Raw genomic sequence first — 19,695 nt, 5'->3', positions numbered from 1 at the left:
CACGTCAGGACGTTCTCGTGGATCATAGGTCTCGTATGACGACAACGAATGCAGCGGCCGACAGGGCCGACACGACAGGTTCCTCCCACAGCGACGGGTTCGAGCAGGACGCCGAGTGGTCCACCGGCGACATGCAGCTCGACGATCGCAGCGCACTGCGCCGTGTGGCCGGACTCTCCACCGAGCTCACCGATGTCACCGAGGTCGAGTACCGCCAGTTGCGGCTCGAGCGCGTGGTGCTCGTCGGTGTCTGGACCAGCGGTTCCGCCGAGGAGGCGGAGTCCAGCATGACCGAACTCGCGGCTCTGGCCGAGACGGCGGGTTCCGAGGTGCTCGAAGGGCTGGTGCAGCGTCGCGACCGACCCGACGCCTCCACCTACATCGGCTCCGGCAAGGCGAAGGAACTGCGCGAGGTGGTCATCGCGACCGGCGCGGACACCGTCGTGTGCGACGGTGAACTCACGCCTGCGCAGCTGACGGCACTGGAGAAGATCGTGAAGGTGAAGGTCATCGACCGCACCGCGCTGATCCTCGACATCTTCGCTCAGCATGCCTCCTCCCGCGAGGGCAAGGCGCAGGTCGCCCTGGCGCAGATGGAGTACATGCTTCCGCGTCTGCGCGGCTGGGGTGAGTCCATGTCGCGTCAGGCGGGTGGCCGCGCCGGTAGCAACGGCGGTGTGGGCCTGCGTGGTCCCGGTGAGACGAAGATCGAGACCGATCGTCGTCGCATTCGCGAGCGCATGGCGAAGCTACGTCGCGAGATCCGGGGCATGAAGCAGGCCCGCGACACCAAACGTGAGCGCCGGCTGCAGGGCAACGTGCCGTCCATCGCCATCGTCGGCTACACCAACGCGGGGAAGTCGTCGCTGCTCAACGCGTTGACCGGATCCGGTGTGCTGGTGCAGAACGCACTGTTCGCGACCCTGGATCCGACCACGCGCAAGGCGACGCTCGAGGACGGCCGCGAGTGCGTGCTCACCGACACCGTCGGCTTCGTCCGCCACCTGCCGACCCAGCTGGTCGAGGCGTTCCGCTCCACGCTCGAGGAGGTGACGGACGCCGATCTGCTGCTGCACGTGGTGGACGGGTCCGACCCGCTCCCCATCGGGCAGATCGAGGCGGTCCGCGAGGTCATCGTCTCGGTGGTGCGCGAGCAGAACGCCGCGGCGCCCGAGGAACTGATCGTGGTCAACAAGATCGACGCCGCGGATCCCGTCACGCTGACGCAGCTGCGGGGCCTGCTGCCGGGTGCGGTCTTCGTGTCCGCGAAGACCGGTGAGGGCATCGAGGAGCTGCGGACACGACTGGGCGAGCTGGTCCGCCCGCCCGAGGTGTCGGTCAGCGTCCTGCTGCCCTACGACCGCGGCGACCTGGTGTCGCGCATCCATGCGGACGGACGGATCTCGAGCACGAGTCACGAGAGCGGCGGTACGCGCATCGACGCGACCGTGCCGACGGCGCTGGCCTCGATACTCACGCGATACGCCCACAGCGCGTGAGCCGTCGGTTCGCGCCGGTGCTCGGCGCTGCCGTGGTGGCGCTCGTGGCAGCGTCTCCCGCGGCGGCGCAGACCGAGGCACCGGATGCGGAGCCGTACTGTGTGCCGACCGATCCGGGACTGTCCGAACTCTCGGGTATGACGGTGCTCGACGGGACGGTGTACGCGATCGGGGACAGCGGCGCCGACGACCGTGTCGCGCGCCTCGACTCCGAGTGTGCTGTCGCGGAGTGGCTTCCGAATCCGGTGGATCCGTACGACGTCGAGGATCTCTCGTCGTTCGAGGGGTCGTTGTGGCTCGCGGACATCGGCGACAACGACCGTCGACGCGACGCCGTGGCCCTCACCCGGATGGATCCTGCGGCCGGTGGTGCCGGTGAACTGCACCGGCTCACCTATCCCGACGGTGCGCACGATGCCGAAGCACTCCTCATCGGGCCCGACGGCCGTCCCGTCGTCGTCACGAAGGACGGTCTCGGAACCGGTGCCGTGTACACCGCGGACACGTCGGTGTCCGATCTCCCGAGTCCCGGTCCCACCCCGCTGCGCCGCGTGGCCGACTTCGCGCCGTCCGCGACGACCACACCCGGGGGTCCGCCGCTGCTCGACGGCAGTCGCCTGGTCACCGGCGGCGCCGTGAGCGCCGACGGGTCCATCGCTGCCGTGCGCACCTACACCGATCTGTACCTGTGGTCCGTGCGGGACGGTGACGTGGCCGCGGCCTTCGCGTCGGCCCCCGCCCGCGTCGTCGCGCTCCCGCCGCAGCCGCAGGGCGAGTCGATCGCCTTCACCTCGGACGACGAGGTGCTGCTCGGGTCCGAGCAGGGTGTGGACACGGCCGCAGCTCGTCCCGCCGTCCTCGTCCTGCGCGATGTGGCACCCTCCGCCGAGGCCGGCCCGGAGGCCACCGAGACCGCGGACTCCGAAGCACCCGCCGAGCCCACCGGGTCCATCCTCGTTCCGTTGATCGCCGCCGCGGCGTCGGTCGGTGTGGTCGTGGTGCTGACCCTGTTCTTCGTGCGTCGACTGTTCCGGTCGCGGTAGACACAGAAGCACACATGACGACGGCCCCCACGGTGTGTGGGGGCCGTCGTCGTCTGTGCGGAAGATCAGGCGTCGAGGTCCGACGCGACCAGTGCGGCGACCTTGTCGAGCGTGGCCTGATCATCACTGGTGATCGTGACCTCGGTGCCCTTGGTGGCCCCCAGCGTCATGATCATGAGCGCGGAGCCGCCGTCGACGGCCTCTTCGCCCTCCACCTCGAGGGTGACGTCGACGCCGGAGTCGGCGACCGCCTCGGCGATGACGGCGGCGGGACGGGCGTGCAGGCCGATGGCGGATCCGACCGTGACCGTGGTGCTGGGCATCGTGGTGATCTCCTTCTTCGTCAGGTGAGTGCTGGTGTCGATACTGCCAGCTGTGGGGGTGGTGACGTGGGTGTCAGGCTGCGACGGCGACGGGTTCGTCGACGATCTCCGCAGGCTTCTTGCCGGCGAACTGCTTGGCGGCGGTGATGAGCGCCGCGGAGACCACGGTGCCGATCGCCAGAGCCAGCAGGAACAGGAAGAAGTTGTTCATCGCGAAGAACACCAGCAGTCCGCCGTGGGGCGCGCTGAGCGTCGTCCCGAAGGACATGATCAGGGCGCCGGTCACAGCGCCGCCGGCCATCATCGAGGGGATGACGCGCAGAGGGTCGGTCGCGGCGAACGGGATCGCACCCTCGGAGATGAACGCAGCTCCGAGAAGCCATGCAGCCTTGCCGTTCTCGCGCTCTGCCTCGCTGTAGAGCTTCGGTCGCAGAGTCGACGAGAGTGCCATGGCGAGCGGGGGAACCATACCGGCAGCCATGACGGCGGCCATGATGCGCAGCGATGCCTCGTTGTCGACGCTGAGCCCGGCGGTGGCGAAGGCGTAGGCGGCCTTGTTCACCGGTCCACCAAGGTCGAAGCACATCATGAGGCCCAGGATGATGCCGAGGATGATGACCGACGAGCCCGAGAGGCCGTTGAGGAAGTTGGTCAGGCCGGTAGTGATGGCAGCGAGCGGGCGACCCAGCACGAGGAACATCAGACCGCCGACGACGAGGGTCGCACCCAGCGGGATGATGACGACGGGCATCAGGCCACGGAGCCACGGCGGCACCGCGATCCGGCTGATCCACAGCGCCACGAAGCCGGCGATGAGGCCACCGACGAGGCCACCGATGAAGCCGGCACCGACGAACAGGGCCACCGCACCGGCGGTGAAGCCGGGAGCCAGACCGGGACGGTCCGCGATGGCGAAGGCGATGTAACCGGACAGGGCCGGGACGAGGAAGCCGAAGGCCAGGCCGCCGAGCTGGAACAGCACCGCGCCGATGAAGATGCGGAGCCCGCCGTCGGGCAGGTTGGTGAGGCTGTTGTTGGTCATGATGTCCTCGGCGACACCCTTGATCTCGTATCCACCGAGAAGGAAGCCGAGGGCGATGAGGAGTCCACCGGCCGCGACGAACGGGATCATGTAACTGACACCGGTCAGGAGGATCTGGCGCAACCGGGTGCCCCAGCCGAGTCCACCGGCAGCGGCCGCAGCGGACGCTCCCGGTGCGGTACCGGAGACGCGTGCGGCGTTCGGGTCACCGCCGGCGCGCAGAGCCTCGGCAACCATCTTGTCGGGCTCGTTGATCGCGCGCTTGACGCCGGACTCGATGACGGGCTTGCCCGCGAAGCGCTCGCGGCCCTTGACGCCCACGTCGGTCGCGAAGATGACGGCCTCGGCCGACGCGATGAGCGCCGGGTCCAGTGCCGTGGAGCCGCTCGAGCCCTGCGTCTCGACGTGCACGGTGACGCCCGCACGGTCGCCGGCGTCCTTGAGGGAGTCGGCGGCCATGTAGGTGTGGGCGATGCCGGTGGGGCACGCGGTGATGGCGACGATGTGCTTGGCAGCGTCCGCCGTGGCGGTCGGAGCGGGAGGAGCGGTCTTCGTGGTCGTGACGGGAGTCGCAGCCTTCGGAGGCTTGGGGGCCAGAACGCCCTCGACCAGTGCGACGACGTCGGCGGGGGTGGCCGCCTCGCGCAGCGACGTCACGAATGCGGGCTTGACCAGCGCGCGTGCGAGCGAGGACAGCAGCTTCATGTGCTCCGCGCCGGCGCCCTCCGGTGCGGCGATGAGGAAGACCAGGTCCGCGTCGCCGTCGGGTGCGCCGAACTCGACCTTCGGGTTCAGGCGAGCGAATCCGAGCGATGCCGTCGTGACCGCGGCGGAGCGGCAGTGTGGAATCGCGATGCCGCCGGGCAGGCCGGTGGCCGACTGCGCCTCACGAGCCATCGCGGCGTCGCGCAGGGCGTCGGCATCCGATGCACGGCCCGCGTCGGTGAGGACGCGAGCGAGGCGGGCGATGACATCGTCCTTCGTCGAGCCGAGATCGGCGTCGAGCAGGATGAGGTCCTCGGCGATGATGCCGGGCTTGGCATCGTGAGCCGTGGTGGGACTGGACATGTCGTTTCCTCTGGGAGTGGAGTGGAGCTGGGGGATCAGGACTGGGGTTTTCAGGACTGGGGTACGGCGGGTGACGAGTCGAGGGTGTGGACGGGGACGGCAGTGACGTCGACGTCGGACGGCGTCGGCAACCGGGTGCCCGGTAGGGCGGCGGCTGCGGATCCGTAGGCGACGGCCCGGGCGAGTCGACCGGCACCGTCCTCGCCGTCGAGATCGGCCAGGATGTATCCGGCCAACGACGAGTCGCCCGCGCCGACGGTGCTTCGCGGGGTGATCGGGGGAGGGGTGGCGAACCACGACCCTGTCGCGGTGACCAGGACGGCCCCGGACCCACCGAGTGTCGCCAGGACGGCAGCCACTCCGCGGTCGAGGAGAACGCGCGCGGCCTCGACCGTGGGATACGGGTCACCCTGTGCGGCACTGGCTTCGAGCATGGCGCCGTCGTGGCCGGTGAGGTGCGCGAGTTCTTCCGCGTTCGGCTTGATCAGATCGGGTGCCGTCGCCGGGAAGCCGGCGGCGAGTGCCGAGAGCGGATCGTCGGAGGTGTCCACCGCGACCTTGGCCGACACCTCGTGCAGCGCGGTGACGAGGCGGCCGTACCAGGTGGCGTCGATTCCGGGCGGGATCGATCCGGACAGGACGACCCAGTCGGCGCGCTGCGCGAGTTCCAGGACCGACGCCATCAGGGCGTCGACCGTCTCGGGCGCGAGTCCGGCCCCGGGCTCGTTGATCTTGGTCGTCGTGCCGTCGGACTCGCTGATGGTCAGGTTCGTGCGCGCGACACCCGACGTGGGTACGGCGTGGTACCGGACTCCGAGGGTGCCGAGCGCGCTGAGCAGCGGATCGGAACCGCTGCACGGGAGCACCGCTGTGGCGGTCCGTCCGGCGGAGGTGACGACGCGTGCGACGTTGACCCCCTTGCCGCCGGGCTCCGTCGTGGTCAGTGCGCTGCGATGCACCGATCCGCGCACCAACGGCACGTCGAGGGAGACCGTGCGATCCATGCTGGGGTTGGCCGTCAGGGTGAGGATCATGCGACCACCACCTCCAATCCGTGTTGCTGCAGACGGGTGCAGTCGGTGTCGGTGATGCCGTCGTCGGTGACGAGGACGTCCACACAGTCGAGTGCGGCGAAGGACATGAAGAACTGCAGGCCGATCTTGGCCGAGTCCGCGACGACGATCACGCGGTCCGCCGCGCTCACCATCGCGCGCTTGACGGCGGCCTCGTCGGTGTCGGGAGTCGAGAGACCGTGGCCGACGCTGATCGCGTTGGTGCCCATGAACGTCACGTCGACACGCACGGTCCCGAGCACTCGCAGGGTGTCCTCGCCGACGGTCGCCTGCGTGACACCGCGGACGCGGCCACCGAGCAGGTGGAGATCGAGGGACGGAACCGCGGCGAGACGCGTCGCGATGGGAAGCGAGTTGGTCACCACCGTCAGATCCGACTCGACGGGGATCAGCGCGGCGAGGCGACCGGTGGTGGTGCCGGCATCGAGCGCGATGGATCCGCCGGGTGCAGGCAGGTAGGCGAGGGCGGCAGCGGCGATGCGGTCCTTCTCCTTCGCGCGGGTGTGTTCGCGCTCGGCCATCCCTGGCTCCACCGCGGTGACCGACGTGGCGGGCACTGCGCCACCGTGGACTCGGCGCACGACGCCCATACGGTCGAGCGAGGCCAGGTCACGGCGCACGGTCTCGGTGGTGACACCGAACGTGTCGGCCAGGTCGGCGACGGAGACGCGACCGCGCTGTCCGATGAGGCCGGCGATGGCGTTCTGCCGCTCTTCCGCGTACATCGTGTTCACCGCCCCTCCGTGCGATCCGTTGTTTCACTGTTGGTTTATGTTGTTTTACGCCCGTCTCTGTTGACATGTCAAGAGGTTCGAGTAATCTGAGTCACAAGAGCCATCGTGGGAGACGCGATGCACAGCGGGTAGGCGAGATGCCCCCGCACCACCGCGCAGCAGGAGGAAGCAGATGACGGGATCGCTCACCGTGAACGAGGCACAGCCGACGGCCCACGCGGTGCAGGGCACGCCGGTGGTGCCCGGCGTCGGCTACGGCCCCGCGATCCGCCCGGCGCCGCGCCCCTCACGTCCCGACACGGCCGTCGAGATCGCCGAGGACGCGCGAGATGCGGAGAAGGAGCGCTTCCGCGCCGCGGCGGCCGAGGTCGGTCGACGTCTGCAGGCCCGTGCCGCACTGGCAACCGGCTCCGCGTCCGAGGTGCTCGCCGCCAACGCCGCGATGGCCGAGGACCGCGGGTGGATCGGCGCCGGCGTCAAGGCCATCGGCAAGGGTTCCGACGCCGCGTACGCCGCCGTCACCGCGACGGACCAGTTCGTCGCCATGTTCGCCAAGCTCGGCGGACGCATGGCCGAGCGCATCACCGACCTCATGGACATCTGCGACCGCGTGATCGCCGAGCTGTCCGATCTCCCGGAGCCCGGCGTGCCCACCCCGTCGGAGCCCTCGGTTCTCCTGGCGGAGGACCTCGCACCCGCCGACACCGCGGGACTCGACGCCACGCTGGTCGTCGGCCTCGCGACCTCGCTCGGTGGACCCACCAGCCACACCGCGATCATCGCCCGTCAGCTCGGCATCCCGTGCATCGTCGCGGCGACGGGCCTCGACGACGTCCCCGCCGGGACGCTCGTCATGGTGGACGGCACCACCGGCCGCATCGAGATCGAGCCCGATCCGTCCACGGCACGCTCCGCGGTCGAGGAATCGGCCACCCACCTCGCCGAGGTCGCCGACTGGAGCGGGCCGGGCCGGACGTCCGACGGTCACCGTGTCGACATCCTCGCGAACGTGCAGGACGGCGCCGGCGCTCGCGCAGCCCGGTCGACCGCGGCCGACGGCGTCGGACTCTTCCGCACCGAACTCAGCTTCCTCGACCGCGACGTCGAGCCCACCGTCGACGAGCAGGCCTCGATCTACGCCGAGGTGCTCACCGCGTTCGAGGGCACCAAGGTGGTCGTCCGCACGCTCGACGCCGGCTCGGACAAGCCGCTGCGCTTCGCGAACCACGCCGACGAGGCCAACCCGGCCCTCGGAGTGCGCGGCATCCGTATCGCCGAGGGCAATCGCGGCATCCTGCACCGCCAGCTCGACGCCATCGCGGCCGCAGCGGCCTCGACCGAGTCGTCCCCGTGGGTGATGGCCCCGATGATCGCCACGTCCGCCGAGGCGCAGGCCTTCGCCGCCGACGTGCGGGAACGCGGGCTCACCCCCGGCGTCATGATCGAGGTGCCCGCCGCGGCGCTGCTCGCGGACCGGATCCTCGATCACGTCGACTTCCTGTCCATCGGAACCAACGACCTCGCGCAGTACACGATGGCGGCCGACCGCATGTCCGCCGACCTGGCCGCACTGACCGATCCGTGGCAGCCCGCCGTCCTGACGCTCGTCGCCCACGCGGCGAAGGCCGGCGCAGCGGTGAACAAGCCTGTCGGAGTCTGCGGAGAGGCCGCCGCGGACCCGTTGTTGGCCTGTGTCCTCGTCGGCTTCGGCGTCACGTCCCTCTCGGCCGCGTCGGCCGCCGTGGCCGGTGTCGGCGCGAAGCTCGGCACCGTGACCCTCGAGCAGTGCAAGGCCGCGGCCGAGGCCGTGCTGTCCACTTCCAGCCCGGCCGAAGCACGCGAGGTTGCCGCCGGCCTGCTCGGGTGATGCGCTCCCGCCCTCCGACCGCCCTCCGGCCTTCCCGGTGACCTGCCGACCGGCCTCCGGCCTTCCCGGTGACCTGCCGACCGGCCTCCGGCCTTCCCGCATGACATCATTTCCGCCGTGACGACAACTCGATCCAGGCAGTTCTTCCCTCGCTGGTCCGTCCACGGTGACGGTCGCACCGTGGCGCCCGACGCGGTCGTCGCTCCCGACGAACGGCTCTCGTGGCCACGCACGATCGGGATCGGGATGCAGCATGTCGTCGCGATGTTCGGTGCCACTCTGCTGGTGCCGACCATCACCGGGTTCCCGGTCACGACGACGCTGTTCTTCTCCGGTCTGGGTACCGCGATCTTCCTGTTGGCCACGCGCGGCCGGATCCCGAGCTACCTGGGCTCGTCCTTCGCCTTCATCGCACCCTTGGCGGCGACGGCGGGCGACGGTCCCGCTGCGCAGCTCGGCGCGGTGCTCGTGGTGGGCGTGGTGTTGTTCCTGGTCGGCCTGCTCGTCCGGTTGGCGGGGAGCCGCGTCCTCGACGCCGTCATGCCGCCGCTCGTGACCGGCGCGATCGTGGCGCTCATCGGCCTGAATCTCGCGTCCACCGCCGCGACCTCGTACGAGGCTCAGCCGCTCGTCGCGACCGTGACCCTCGTGGCGGTCCTGCTGGTCACCGTCGCGGTGCCGGGGCTGATCGGCCGCCTCGGCATCCTCGTCGGCGTCGTCGTGGGATGGGTGTTCGCTGCCGTCACCGGTGCTCTCGATCCCGCACGCGTCGACGCACTCGGTAGCGCGTCGTGGATCGGACTGCCCGAGTTCACGGGCCCTTCGTTCCAGCTGTCCGTCGTGCTCGTCGCACTGCCCGTCGTCGTGGTGCTCGTCGCCGAGAACGTCGGTCACGTGAAGGCGGTCGCGGCGATGACGGGTCGGTCCCTCGACGACGTCGCCGGTGACGCCCTCATGGCGGACGGCGCGGCGACCGTCCTCGCCGGTGCCGGTGGTGGTTCGGGCACCACGACCTACGCGGAGAACATCGGCGTCATGGCCGCCACCCGCGTGTACTCCACCGCTGCCTACTGGGTCGCCGCCGCCACGGCGCTGGTGCTCTCGTTCTCCCCGAAGTTCGGCGCGCTGATCTTCACGGTCCCGAGCGGTGTCATCGGCGGCGCGACGCTCGTGCTCTACGGTCTCATCGGCCTTCTCGGCGTGCGGATCTGGCAGGAAGCGGGGATCGACTTCACCAGGCCGCTCAACCTGATGGTCGCGGCGGCCGCCCTCGTCGCCGGTGTCGGTGACTTGACGCTGACCATCGGATCCGTCGAACTCGGCGGCATCGTGTGGGGCTCGGTCGGCATCCTGGTCGCGTACCCGGTGCTGCGCGCGCTGTCGGAGCGGCGACGAGACTGAGCGGTCTGTGCCACGCTGAAGCGGTGAGCCACCCACACCTCGACCCGATGCGACCCGTGCGCCTCGCGCCGGACGAGTGGCCGTCGACGCCGGCGTGGAAGGTTCCGCTGATCGGCGTCGTCTGGGTTGCAATCGTCGTGGCGACCTTCGCGCTGCCGAACTCTGTTGCTCGTGCGGCCGTTGCGGCTGTTGCCCTGATCGTTGCTGTGGTTCTCGCCGTTGCGTCGACGAGGCGGACCGTGCGCGAGAGCGGCGACCAGCGCATCTCCTGGTTGCGCGGCCCCGCGGTGCGTCGCCGTGACGTCGACCTGCTGCGGAGTGCCAGTGGTTCGGCGGTGGTCGTCGTCGGCTTCGCTCTGAACGGCGTGCCGGGTCAGTACTGGTGGGTGACTCTGGCAATCGTCGCCTGGGTTCTGCCGCCCCTCGTCCTGCAGGCTCGGCACAATCGCCGCGTCTAGGCTGGCTCCGTGCCGCATGCCCTCGTCTCGACCCGACACGTCGATGCGGAAACGGTGATCGAGCGGAGCCGGTTCCTCGCCCGCGTGGTCACCGTCCACACCGAGTCCGAGGCGCTCGACGTGGTCGCTGCGGTGTCGGCAGAGTTCCCCGATGCGGGCCACCACTGTTGGGCTTTCGTCGTCGGCGCAGATCAGGAGCACCGTCGTCAGCGCGCATCGGACGACGGCGAACCTGGCGGTACGGCAGGTGTTCCGATGCTCGGCGTGCTGACCGGCCGCGACCTCGTCGATGTGGTGGCCGTCGTCAGTCGGTGGTTCGGGGGCGTCAAGCTCGGCGCCGGTGGCTTGGTGCGCGCCTACTCGGGCGCGGTGAGTGCGGCGCTCGACCGCGTGGAGGTGGGCGAACTCGCGCGAGTCGACGTTCTCGAGATGAGCTTGTCCCATGCTGATTCCGGTCGGGTGGAGGGCGTTCTGCGAGTGCACGGATTCGCCGTCGACGACGTCGCCTACGGATCCGACGTGCGGCTCCGGGTGATCGGTGACGGCGACCGGATCGACGGTGTCCTCGCGTCCGCGACCAGCGGCGGTGTGGTGGCCGAGCGCGTCGGGCACCGATGGGTGCTCGAGCTCTAGGGCGGCTGGGTGCGCTGAGCCGCGGATACCGCGGCTCAGCACACAGGATTCGAGTCAGTGACGCCGTGTCAGCTGCGCGGGCGGAATCACGCCGGGGTAGTAGAAGTAGTGGTGAGGCGACTCGACGAGATCGGAGGAACGGATACCTGCCACTTCCCAGACATCGACCGGCCCGCCGGTGTTGTTCATCCGGACGAACCAGTCACACTCCCACTCGTCTCGCGCCAGAAAGCATCCCTGCTGCTCGGGCTCATTGCTGCCTGCGATGCCCCGTGCCGCACCCATGCGCTGCCAGTCCAGCCCGAACCGCGAGATCGAGTTGCGGTTACGTGACGACGAGACATGGAAGTGAGAAGGCATCGCGCAGAGGTTACGGAGCCGATTGCGGACGGGCCAGGTGATATCGGCTGACGCCGAGGTCACCGAACGTGCTCGCACTGGTCATCGACCCCGCTCGTACCTGGTTCTAGGCTCGAGACAGATCCGCCGTACGCACGACGAGGAGAATCATGAAGCGCACGTTGTTCGAGCCCGAGCACGACCTGTTCCGCAGCTCGTACAAGAAGTTTCTCGAGCAGCACGTCGCGCCGCATCACGCGGAGTGGGAGACGCAGAACATCGTCGACAGAGGTGTCTGGGTCGAGGCCGGTAAGCAGGGCTTCCTGGGCATGGCAGTGCCGGAGGAGCTCGGCGGCGGCGGAGTCAAGGACTTCCGCTACAACGCCATCGTCACCGAGGAGACCACGGCCGGTGGGTACAGCGGCATCGGGTTCACGCTGCACAACGACGTCGTCGCTCCCTACCTGATCGAGCTGACCAACGACGAGCAGAAGCAGCGCTGGTTGCCCGGGTTCTGCTCCGGCGAGCTGATCACCGCGATCGCGATGACCGAGCCGGGCACGGGCAGTGACCTGCAGGGCATCAAGACCAAGGCCGTCCGTGACGGTGACGACTGGGTGCTCAACGGCTCCAAGACGTTCATCACCAACGGCATCAACGCCGACATCGTCATCGTGGTGGCGTGCACCGATCCGGAGAAGGGCGCGCAGGGCTTCAGCCTGTTCGTCGTCGAGCGCGACATGCCGGGCTTCGAGCGCGGCCGCAACCTCGACAAGATCGGTATGAAGGCGCAGGACACCGCGGAGCTCAGCTTCACCGACGTCCGCATCCCTGCCGCCAACATGCTCGGTCAGGAGGGTATGGGCTTCATCTACCTGATGCAGAACCTGCCGCAGGAGCGCCTGTCGATCGCCGTCGTCGCGGCTGCCGCGATGGAGTCCGCGCTCGCGATGACGATCCAGTACTGCAAGGACCGCAAGGCGTTCGGCAAGCCGATCGGCAAGTTCCAGAACACGCGATTCGTGCTGGCGGAGTGCGCGACCGAGACGACTGCCGTCCGCATCATGGTGGACAAGTACATCGAGCAGCTCAACGCGAACGAGCTGTCGGTCCAGGAAGCCGCCATGGCGAAGTGGTGGACCACCGAGAACCAGGTCAAGCTCATCGACCGGTGCCTGCAGCTGCACGGTGGCTACGGCTACATGAAGGAGTACCCGATCGCCAAGGCGTACATGGACTCCCGCGTGCAGACCATCTACGGCGGCACGACGGAGATCATGAAGGAGATCATCGGTCGCGGTCTGGACCTGTAGGAACCTCGAACACGACGACGCCGGCGCTGGACATCCAGCGCCGGCGTTCGTGTGTCCGGAATCAGAGCTTGCGCATCACGGTGACGACCTTGCCCAGCACCACGGCGTCGTTCCCGGGAATGGGCTCGAACAGGTCGTTGTGGGGTAGCAGCCAGACGTCCCCACCAGTCCGCTTGAACGTCTTGACGGTGGCCTCTCCGTCGATCATGGCGGCGACGATGTCCCCGTTGTCGGCCACGTTCTGCTGACGCACGACCACCCAGTCACCGTCGCAGATGGCGGCGTCGATCATCGACTCACCGACGACGCGGAGAAGGAACAGCGAGCCGGACCCGACGAGCTCGCGCGGAAGCGGGAACACGTCCTCGACGGCCTGCTCCGCGAGAATCGGACCACCCGCGGCGATACGTCCCAGGACGGGGACGAAGGTCGGTGCGGGCAGGCGATCGTCGTCCGACGACGGTGTGTCCGCGCTGTCGAGGTGATTCGTGGTGTCCGTGGCGACGAGATCGTCCTGCGCGACGGCAGAGACCTCTTCGGGGCGCCCGTTCTCGCCCGGCAGACGCACGTCGACGGCGCGGGGACGGTTGGGGTCGCGGCGCAGGAACCCCTTGCGTTCGAGGGTGCGCAGTTGATGCGCGACCGACGAGGTGGACGTCAATCCGACGGCGTCACCGATCTCCCGGATGCTCGGCGGATAGCCGCGTTCGACGACCGACGCACGGATCACCTCGAGCACTCGCCGCTGACGTTCGGTGAGACCGGACTCGGTGTCGGCGGTCGTGGCCGAGCCGGTCGCTGACGCGCGCCCGCCGACCGTGCCGGATGAGCTGTCGTCCTTCATCGAGATACCTCCATCGGTAGCAGTGGACGTGGGGCAGGTGGTGCTGGTGTCACGTCCGTTGTGCGTGTGTCGAACCTAAACCGAAACGGGACTCGGATCAAACACCTGTTCGAAGCGTGTCGCGTGTTCGATGCACTTTGTCGGACCGGACTGCTATACATCGAACATGCGTTCATTCGAACGCGTGGGCGAATGTGTTGTTCGAACACCTCGGTGCATCGGCGACGCGGACGGCCACCGGCTATCCACGAGGAGTGGTTGCAATGACTCGAAGTGACCTGCTGACTGTCGGCACCGCACGTTCCATCGACATGCATGCACCCGTCCGCACGCGCTGGACCTGCGACGACGATTCCTACTGGGGTGTGGCCGACCGCGCGGCCGGGTCCACGACGACCGACGTGCGTGAGCGCACCACGGTCCGCCGCAGCCCCGCTCCGCGCGACTCCCGCCGCCCCGACGGCGGCACTGTCGACTACCGTCGCCGCTCGAACGGTGTCTCGCAGGTCGAACACCGCACTCGTCGGGGACACGGATTCGCGACGCCCATCGCTGTGGCGCTGATCACAGCAGTGTCCGTTTTGGGGCTGGTGGGGTTGGCGAACATGCGCTCCGCCGACGTTCCGGCACAGCCGTCCATCTCGGAGCAGGTGGAGATGGGCGTCGTCTCCGGACGCTGACACCGGCCGGACACGCCCCCGGGGCCGCGGAAGGCCGTCCCGGTACGCTGGACACACCGAGAGCCGCCGTGGCGCTCGGGAAACGCCCGAGCCATCGAGGGGTCTCTGTCCGATGCACTGCCCGTTCTGCCGTCACCCCGACTCGCGCGTCGTCGATTCGCGTGAAGCGGAAGAGGGCCAGGCGATCCGGCGGCGTCGTTCCTGCCCCGAGTGCGGTCGACGCTTCACCACGGTGGAGACAGCAGTGCTCTCCGTCGTGAAACGCAGTGGCGTGAGCGAGCCGTTCAGTCGCGAGAAGGTGGTCAAGGGAGTCCGTCGGGCCTGCCAGGGCCGCCAGGTCGACAACGACGCGCTCGTCCTCCTCGCCCAGCAGGTCGAGGACACGGTGCGGGCTTCCGGATCGGCCGAGATCCCCAGCAACGAGGTAGGGCTCGCCATCCTCGGGCCACTGCGCGATCTCGACGAGGTGGCATACCTCCGATTCGCCTCCGTCTACCGCTCGTTCAGCAGTGCGGACGACTTCGAGCGCGAGATCGAGGACCTTCGTCGCCACCGCGCCGAGCACGATGCCGCCCCCGCCCAGGACGCGGAGCCCGCCGCTCAGCGGTGAGTCAGCGCCGCACCGCACGTCGGACGTCGTCGATGGCCTTGCGCACCCGCTTCTCGCTCACCGGGTACAGCGTTCCCAGGGTCTGAGCGAACAGGTTGACCCTCAGCTCCTCGATCATCCAGGCGATCTCCCGCACGGCATCGCTGCGGCCCACCGAGTCCGGTACCGACCCGAGCAGGGCGTCGTAGTCCGCATAGACGCGGTCCAGCACGTCCATCCCCGCCGCGTCGCGGCGAGCGCTGGACGGGAATGCGCGAAGTCGGCGCTCGGCCGCCTCGAGGTAGCGCGGAAGATGTGGCAGGTGCGCTTCGCCGGTCTCGAAGACGTATCCGGGGAAGATCAGCCCGTCGAGCTGCTGGCGCACGTCGTCCGCGGCATCACCCGTCGCGTCGTCGAGTGCGAGGCGGACCCTCGTCGCGGCACCGAGAGATGGTTCCGCCACCCGGAGCACCGCGGCCGTCCGGCCGGCGAGCTCGCCCCGGACCGCCTTCTCCAGCACTGCATACGCCTCGGGCGTGGACACCGGGCCGCCGTGCTTCATCATGAGCTCGTCGGCCGCGAGGGTGCGGCAGTCCTCGACGAACGCCTCGATGCTTCCGTGCGGATTCTGCCCCAGCGCGAGCCGCTGAGCCGGGGAGCGTCCGGTGAGCAGGTTCTTCGTCGACAATGGGATGGCGTCGAGCAGGAGGCGTCGGGTGCCCTCGCGCATCGCTGCTCGCTGCTCGGCGGCGGTGCCCAGGACACGAACGGCGACCCCGCCCTTCTCGGGAACCAGGGCGGGATACCCGGTCACCTTCTGCGAGTTGACCGTTCGGGTGACGGTGGGCTCGAGTGTGCCGATGGTCTCGGACGTCCACCGTGTCACCGGGGCCTTCTCCGAGTCCTTGGCGGCGACGCCGACCGCAGCGGCCGCGGCAGCACCGAGTCGGGTGCGCAAGGCGGAGAGGGACGTGTCCTTGTCCAGTCGACGGCCGCGATCGTCGACCACCACGAACGTCATCTTCAGGTGGCGGGGCAGCGCGGACGGGTCGAAATCCGACGGTGCGATCGGCACGGCGCCCATGCGGGTGAGTTCACGCGACAGTGCGACCAGTAGTGGTTCCGTCCTCGGTCGCATCGCCGCGACGGCGGCCACCGCGTGGTCGGGCGCTGGGACGACGTTGCGGCGCAACTCCTTCGGAAGAGTCTTGATCAGGGCCGTCACCAACTCGACGCGCATGCCGGGGACGAGCCAATCGAATCCGACGTCGGCGACGCGGGGGAGGAGGGCGATGGGAATGGTGATGGTGACGCCGTCGTCCTCCTTGCCCGGCTCGAACTGGTAGGTCAGGGGGAACTGCGCCTCGCCCTGACGCCAGGCGTCGGGGTAGTCGCCCTCGACGACCGCGGCGGCGTCCGGGTTGACGACGGTGGCGCGGTCGAAGTCGAGCAGGTCCGGCGTCGTGCGGGACGCCTTCTTCCACCACCGGTCGAAGTGACGGGCCGACACCACGGTCTCAGGTACACGCTCGTCGTAGAAGGCGAAGAGGGTGTCGTCGTCGACGACGATGTCGCGTCGGCGGGCGCGCGACTCCAGTTCCTCGGCGTCGCTGCGCATCTCTTGGTTCGCGTGGAAGAAGCGGTGGTGCGTCCGCCACTCGCCCTGTACGAGAGCGTGGCGGATGAACAAGTCGCGAGACACCTCGGCATCGATACCGCTGAAGGTGACGGGCCGGCGGGCGGCGAGAGGAATGCCGTACAGCGTGACGCGTTCGTAGGCCATCGCGACTTCGCGCTTCGTCGACCAGTGCGGCTCCGAGTACTGGCGTTTGATCAGGTGCGGGGCCAGCTTCTCGGCCCATTCGGGTTCGATGCGCGCAGCCATCCGGGCCCAGAGTCTGCTGGTCTCCACGAGTTCGGCCGCCATGATCCAGCGCGGCGGCTTGCGGAACAGGCTCGAACCGGGGAAGACGGCGAAGGTCGACCCACGTGCTCCGAGGAAATCCTTCTTGTCGCCCTCACGAAGACCGATGTGCGACAACAGGCCCGGCAGCAGTGCCTGGTGGATCACGGCATGGTTCGGCTCCGAGGAGTCGCCCGCGTCAGGCATGGTCCAGCCCAGGCCGCGCATGATCTGGCGCAGCTGACCGTGCAGGTCCTGCCATTCGCGGATGCGCAGGTAATGCAGGAATTCCGATCGGCACATGCGTCGGAACTGGTTGGAGGACAGCTCTCGGCGCTGGTCTCCCAGATACGTCCACAGTTGCCACAGTGCGAGAAAGTCCGAACCCTCCACCACGAAACGCTTGTGCATCTCGTCGGCGGCCTGCTGATGCTCCGCGGGCCGCTCGCGCACGTCCTGGATCGAGAGCGCCGAGACGATGACGAGAACTTCCCGCAGGCATCCGTTGCGGTTGGCCTCGACCAGCATGCGCGCCATGCGCGGGTCGACCGGGAGGCCGGCGAGCTCCTTGCCGAGCGAGGTGAGCACGGGCCCGTCCTCGCCCTGCGACTCGAGCGCCCCGAGTTCGTCGAGCAGGCCCAGGCCGTCACGGATGCTGCGCGGGTCCGGTGCCTGGACGAACGGGAACGCGTCGATGCGGCCCAGTCCCAGCGAGGCCATCTGCAGGATCACCGATGCGAGGTTCGTGCGCAGGATCTCGGGATCCGTGTACTCGGCGCGGGCCTCGAAGTCCTCCTCCGAGTACAGCCGGATGCAGATGCCGTCCGCGACGCGACCGCACCGGCCGGCACGCTGGCGGGCCGACGCCTGCGAGATGGGTTCGATCGGCAGACGCTGCACCTTGGTGCGCAGCGAGTACCGCGAGATGCGCGCGGTTCCGGGGTCGACGACGTACCGGATGCCGGGCACGGTGAGCGACGTCTCGGCGACGTTGGTGGACAACACGACTCGTCGACCGGTGTGGCCGGTGAAGACGCGGTGCTGCTCGGCTGCCGACAGCCGGGCGTAGAGCGGAAGAATCTCGACGTTGCGCAGTCGGCGATCCTTCAGAGCATCGGCGGTGTCGCGGATCTCGCGCTCGCCCGACAGGAACACGAGGACATCGCCCTCCGGTTCGGTGAGCAGTTCCTCGACGGCGTCGCACGTGGCGTCGACCGGGTCGAGTTCGATGGTCTGCTCGCCGTTCTCGACCGTGAGCGGCCGATACCGGACCTCGACGGGGAACGTCCGGCCCGACACCTCGACGATCGGCGCGTCGACCCCGTTCACCGCGAAGTGGTGCGCGAAGCGGCCAGGGTCGATGGTGGCCGAGGTGACGATGACCTTCAGACCGGGACGCTGGGGGAGCAACCGGGCGAGATAGCCCAGGATGAAGTCGATGTTGAGGCTGCGCTCGTGCGCCTCGTCGATGATGATCGTGTCGTACCGACGCAGCAGCCGATCCCGCTGGATCTCGGCGAGCAGGATGCCGTCCGTCATCAGCTTGACGAGGGTGTTGTCGCTGGAGTGGTCGGTGAAGCGCACCGTGTAACCGACGGCGTCGCCGATCTCCTGCCCTAGTTCGTCGGCGATACGTTCCGCGACCGTCCTGGCGGCCAGTCGCCGGGGCTGTGTGTGTCCGATGACGCCCTGGACGCCGCGACCGAGCTCGAGGCAGATCTTGGGAATCTGTGTCGTCTTGCCCGAGCCGGTCTCGCCCGCGACGATGACGACCTGGTTCTCCGCGATGGCGGCTGCGATGTCGTCCTTGCGGGCGGACACCGGCAGTGCCTCGGGATACGTGATCGTGGGAACGGAGGCTCGACGAGCCGCGATCGTGGCTTCGGCGCGGCCGATGTCGGCAGCGATCGATGCGAGTTCGGCGGGCTTGCGGCTGCGGTCGAGCCGACGGCGCAGCCTGTGCGCGTCACGGAAGGTGAGGTCGGACAGGCGGGCCGTGAGGTCGCGGCGGGTGGGTCCGGAGGACGGGGGAGCAGATGTCGACATGGCTCACGCCAGTTTATCCGTCACCGCTGCGTCAGGATGCGTGGCCCGTCGTCCGTGATCGCGATGGTGTGCTCGGAATGGGCGGTCATGGATCCGTCGGCCGACCGGAGGGTCCATCCGTCCGGGTCCATGACGAGCTTCGCCGTCCCGCGGGACCACCAGGGTTCCAACGCGAGTGTCATGCCGGCCCGGAGTGTCAATCCCGATCCCGCACGGCCGGCGTTGGCCACGTGCGGGTCCTCGTGCATCGTCCGGCCCAGGCCGTGACCACCGAAATCGGTGTTGACCTGCTTTCCGGTCTCCCGCGCGACGTTCTCGATCGCCGCCGAGATGTCCCCGAGTCGCCCACCGACGACGGCCGCGGCGATGCCGGCATCCAGTGCGCGCTGCGTGCTCTGGATCAGTTCGACGTCCGCGGGATCAGGGTTGTCGCCGACGACGACGGTCAGCGCCGAGTCGGCGACCCATCCGTCGATGGAGACAGCGAAGTCCAGGCTGAGGACGTCCCCTGCGGCGAGCGTGTGGTCGAACGGGAGGCCGTGCAGTACACGGTCGTTGACCGACAGGCAGATGACGTTGCGGAACGGCCCGCTGCCGAACTCGGGGGCGTAGTCCCAGTAGCAGGACACCGCGCCGCGGGTGGCGACGAGGTCGCGGCAGTGATGCTCGAGATCCATCAGGTTCACGCCGGGCTGCGCCTGCTCCGACAGCGTCGTCAGTGTCTCGGCCACGAACGCGCCGGTCACCGCCATCTTGTCGATCTCGGCAGGGCCCTTGAGCTCGATCATCCGTCCATCGCTTCCTGTCGGTATTTCAATACCAACGAACGGTAGCAGACCG

The 19,695-nt window shown here is 68.8% G+C and carries 17 protein-coding genes; 9 read left to right on the top strand and 8 right to left on the bottom strand.

Going from position 1 to position 19,695, the window contains the following annotated elements; translation table 11 throughout:
• The first annotated feature begins 35 nt into the window (after positions 1-35).
• Together hflX and HQ308_RS01980 are read left to right on the top strand one after the other, a co-directional pair.
• Positions 36-1,499, top strand: a complete 1,464-nt coding sequence (gene hflX / locus HQ308_RS01985) for a GTPase HflX (protein ID WP_027505135.1) — start codon at positions 36-38, stop codon at positions 1,497-1,499.
• Positions 1,496-2,542, top strand: coding sequence for a hypothetical protein (locus HQ308_RS01980; RefSeq protein WP_222630894.1), 1,047 nt, complete (start codon positions 1,496-1,498; stop codon positions 2,540-2,542). The genes hflX and HQ308_RS01980 overlap by 4 nt, the downstream gene beginning before the upstream one ends.
• A 65-nt stretch (positions 2,543-2,607) precedes the next feature.
• Here HQ308_RS01980 and HQ308_RS01975 read toward each other — a convergent pair whose 3' ends face one another.
• The 4 genes from HQ308_RS01975 to HQ308_RS01960 form a co-directional block, all read right to left on the bottom strand.
• On the bottom strand, positions 2,608-2,865 hold the full coding sequence (locus HQ308_RS01975; protein ID WP_027505136.1) for an HPr family phosphocarrier protein: 258 nt from the start codon (positions 2,863-2,865) through the stop codon (positions 2,608-2,610).
• Positions 2,866-2,938: 73 nt separating this feature from the next.
• Positions 2,939-4,975 carry a fructose-specific PTS transporter subunit EIIC gene (locus tag HQ308_RS01970; protein WP_056444900.1) on the bottom strand — a complete coding sequence of 679 codons (2,037 nt, stop codon included), beginning with the start codon at positions 4,973-4,975 and terminating at the stop codon, positions 2,939-2,941.
• A gap of 50 nt (positions 4,976-5,025) precedes the next feature.
• Positions 5,026-6,009, bottom strand: coding sequence for a 1-phosphofructokinase family hexose kinase (locus HQ308_RS01965; protein WP_222645309.1), 984 nt, complete (start codon positions 6,007-6,009; stop codon positions 5,026-5,028).
• On the bottom strand, positions 6,006-6,773 hold the full coding sequence (locus HQ308_RS01960; RefSeq protein ID WP_027505139.1) for a DeoR/GlpR family DNA-binding transcription regulator: 768 nt from the start codon (positions 6,771-6,773) through the stop codon (positions 6,006-6,008). Before HQ308_RS01960 ends, HQ308_RS01965 begins: the two co-directional genes overlap by 4 nt.
• 181 nt (positions 6,774-6,954) lie before the next feature.
• On the opposite strand from HQ308_RS01960, the gene HQ308_RS01955 reads away from it, so the two are divergent.
• The 4 genes from HQ308_RS01955 to HQ308_RS01940 all read left to right on the top strand — a co-directional run bounded on the left by HQ308_RS01955 (position 6,955) and on the right by HQ308_RS01940 (position 11,141).
• Positions 6,955-8,649, top strand: coding sequence for a phosphoenolpyruvate--protein phosphotransferase (locus tag HQ308_RS01955; RefSeq protein WP_222645308.1), 1,695 nt, complete (start codon positions 6,955-6,957; stop codon positions 8,647-8,649).
• Between the two features lie 117 nt (positions 8,650-8,766).
• Positions 8,767-10,050 (top strand): uracil-xanthine permease family protein, encoded by a 1,284-nt coding sequence (locus HQ308_RS01950; RefSeq protein WP_222645307.1) that lies wholly within the window; start codon positions 8,767-8,769, stop codon positions 10,048-10,050.
• 23 nt (positions 10,051-10,073) lie between these two features.
• Positions 10,074-10,508: a hypothetical protein gene (locus HQ308_RS01945; RefSeq protein ID WP_222637649.1), complete on the top strand. Its 435-nt coding sequence runs from the start codon at positions 10,074-10,076 to the stop codon at positions 10,506-10,508.
• Between the two features lie 9 nt (positions 10,509-10,517).
• Positions 10,518-11,141 carry a YigZ family protein gene (locus tag HQ308_RS01940; RefSeq protein WP_222645306.1) on the top strand — a complete coding sequence of 208 codons (624 nt, stop codon included), beginning with the start codon at positions 10,518-10,520 and terminating at the stop codon, positions 11,139-11,141.
• 54 nt (positions 11,142-11,195) lie between these two features.
• Here the strand turns inward: HQ308_RS01940 and HQ308_RS01935 are convergent, their stop codons facing one another.
• A complete protein-coding gene (locus HQ308_RS01935) occupies positions 11,196-11,501 on the bottom strand; it encodes a hypothetical protein (RefSeq protein ID WP_261775625.1) in 306 nt (101 codons plus the stop codon).
• A gap of 149 nt (positions 11,502-11,650) precedes the next feature.
• On the opposite strand from HQ308_RS01935, the gene HQ308_RS01930 reads away from it, so the two are divergent.
• Positions 11,651-12,793: an acyl-CoA dehydrogenase family protein gene (locus HQ308_RS01930; RefSeq protein WP_222645305.1), complete on the top strand. Its 1,143-nt coding sequence runs from the start codon at positions 11,651-11,653 to the stop codon at positions 12,791-12,793.
• 61 nt (positions 12,794-12,854) lie between these two features.
• Here HQ308_RS01930 and lexA read toward each other — a convergent pair whose 3' ends face one another.
• Complete coding sequence (gene lexA, locus HQ308_RS01925; protein ID WP_222645304.1) at positions 12,855-13,637, bottom strand: transcriptional repressor LexA; 783 nt, start codon at positions 13,635-13,637, stop codon at positions 12,855-12,857.
• A gap of 263 nt (positions 13,638-13,900) precedes the next feature.
• Between lexA and HQ308_RS01920 the strand changes: the two genes are divergently transcribed.
• Complete coding sequence (locus tag HQ308_RS01920; RefSeq protein ID WP_027505146.1) at positions 13,901-14,317, top strand: hypothetical protein; 417 nt, start codon at positions 13,901-13,903, stop codon at positions 14,315-14,317.
• Between the two features lie 112 nt (positions 14,318-14,429).
• Complete coding sequence (gene nrdR / locus HQ308_RS01915; RefSeq protein WP_027505147.1) at positions 14,430-14,927, top strand: transcriptional regulator NrdR; 498 nt, start codon at positions 14,430-14,432, stop codon at positions 14,925-14,927.
• Position 14,928: 1 nt separating this feature from the next.
• Here nrdR and hrpA read toward each other — a convergent pair whose 3' ends face one another.
• Both hrpA and map read right to left on the bottom strand, forming a co-directional pair.
• Positions 14,929-18,855 (bottom strand): ATP-dependent RNA helicase HrpA, encoded by a 3,927-nt coding sequence (gene hrpA / locus HQ308_RS01910; RefSeq protein WP_222645303.1) that lies wholly within the window; start codon positions 18,853-18,855, stop codon positions 14,929-14,931.
• A 20-nt stretch (positions 18,856-18,875) separates the two neighbouring features.
• Entirely contained in the window at positions 18,876-19,643 is a 768-nt protein-coding gene (map, locus tag HQ308_RS01905; RefSeq protein ID WP_222645302.1) for a type I methionyl aminopeptidase, read from the bottom strand.
• Between the last annotated feature and the right edge of the window lie 52 nt (positions 19,644-19,695).

This window comes from Rhodococcus sp. BP-241 (assembly GCF_019836145.1).
Taxonomy (GTDB): Bacteria; Actinomycetota; Actinomycetes; order Mycobacteriales; family Mycobacteriaceae; genus Rhodococcoides.
Note: the sequence above shows the minus strand (reverse complement) of the source record. Positions and strands in the feature narration are given on the sequence as shown.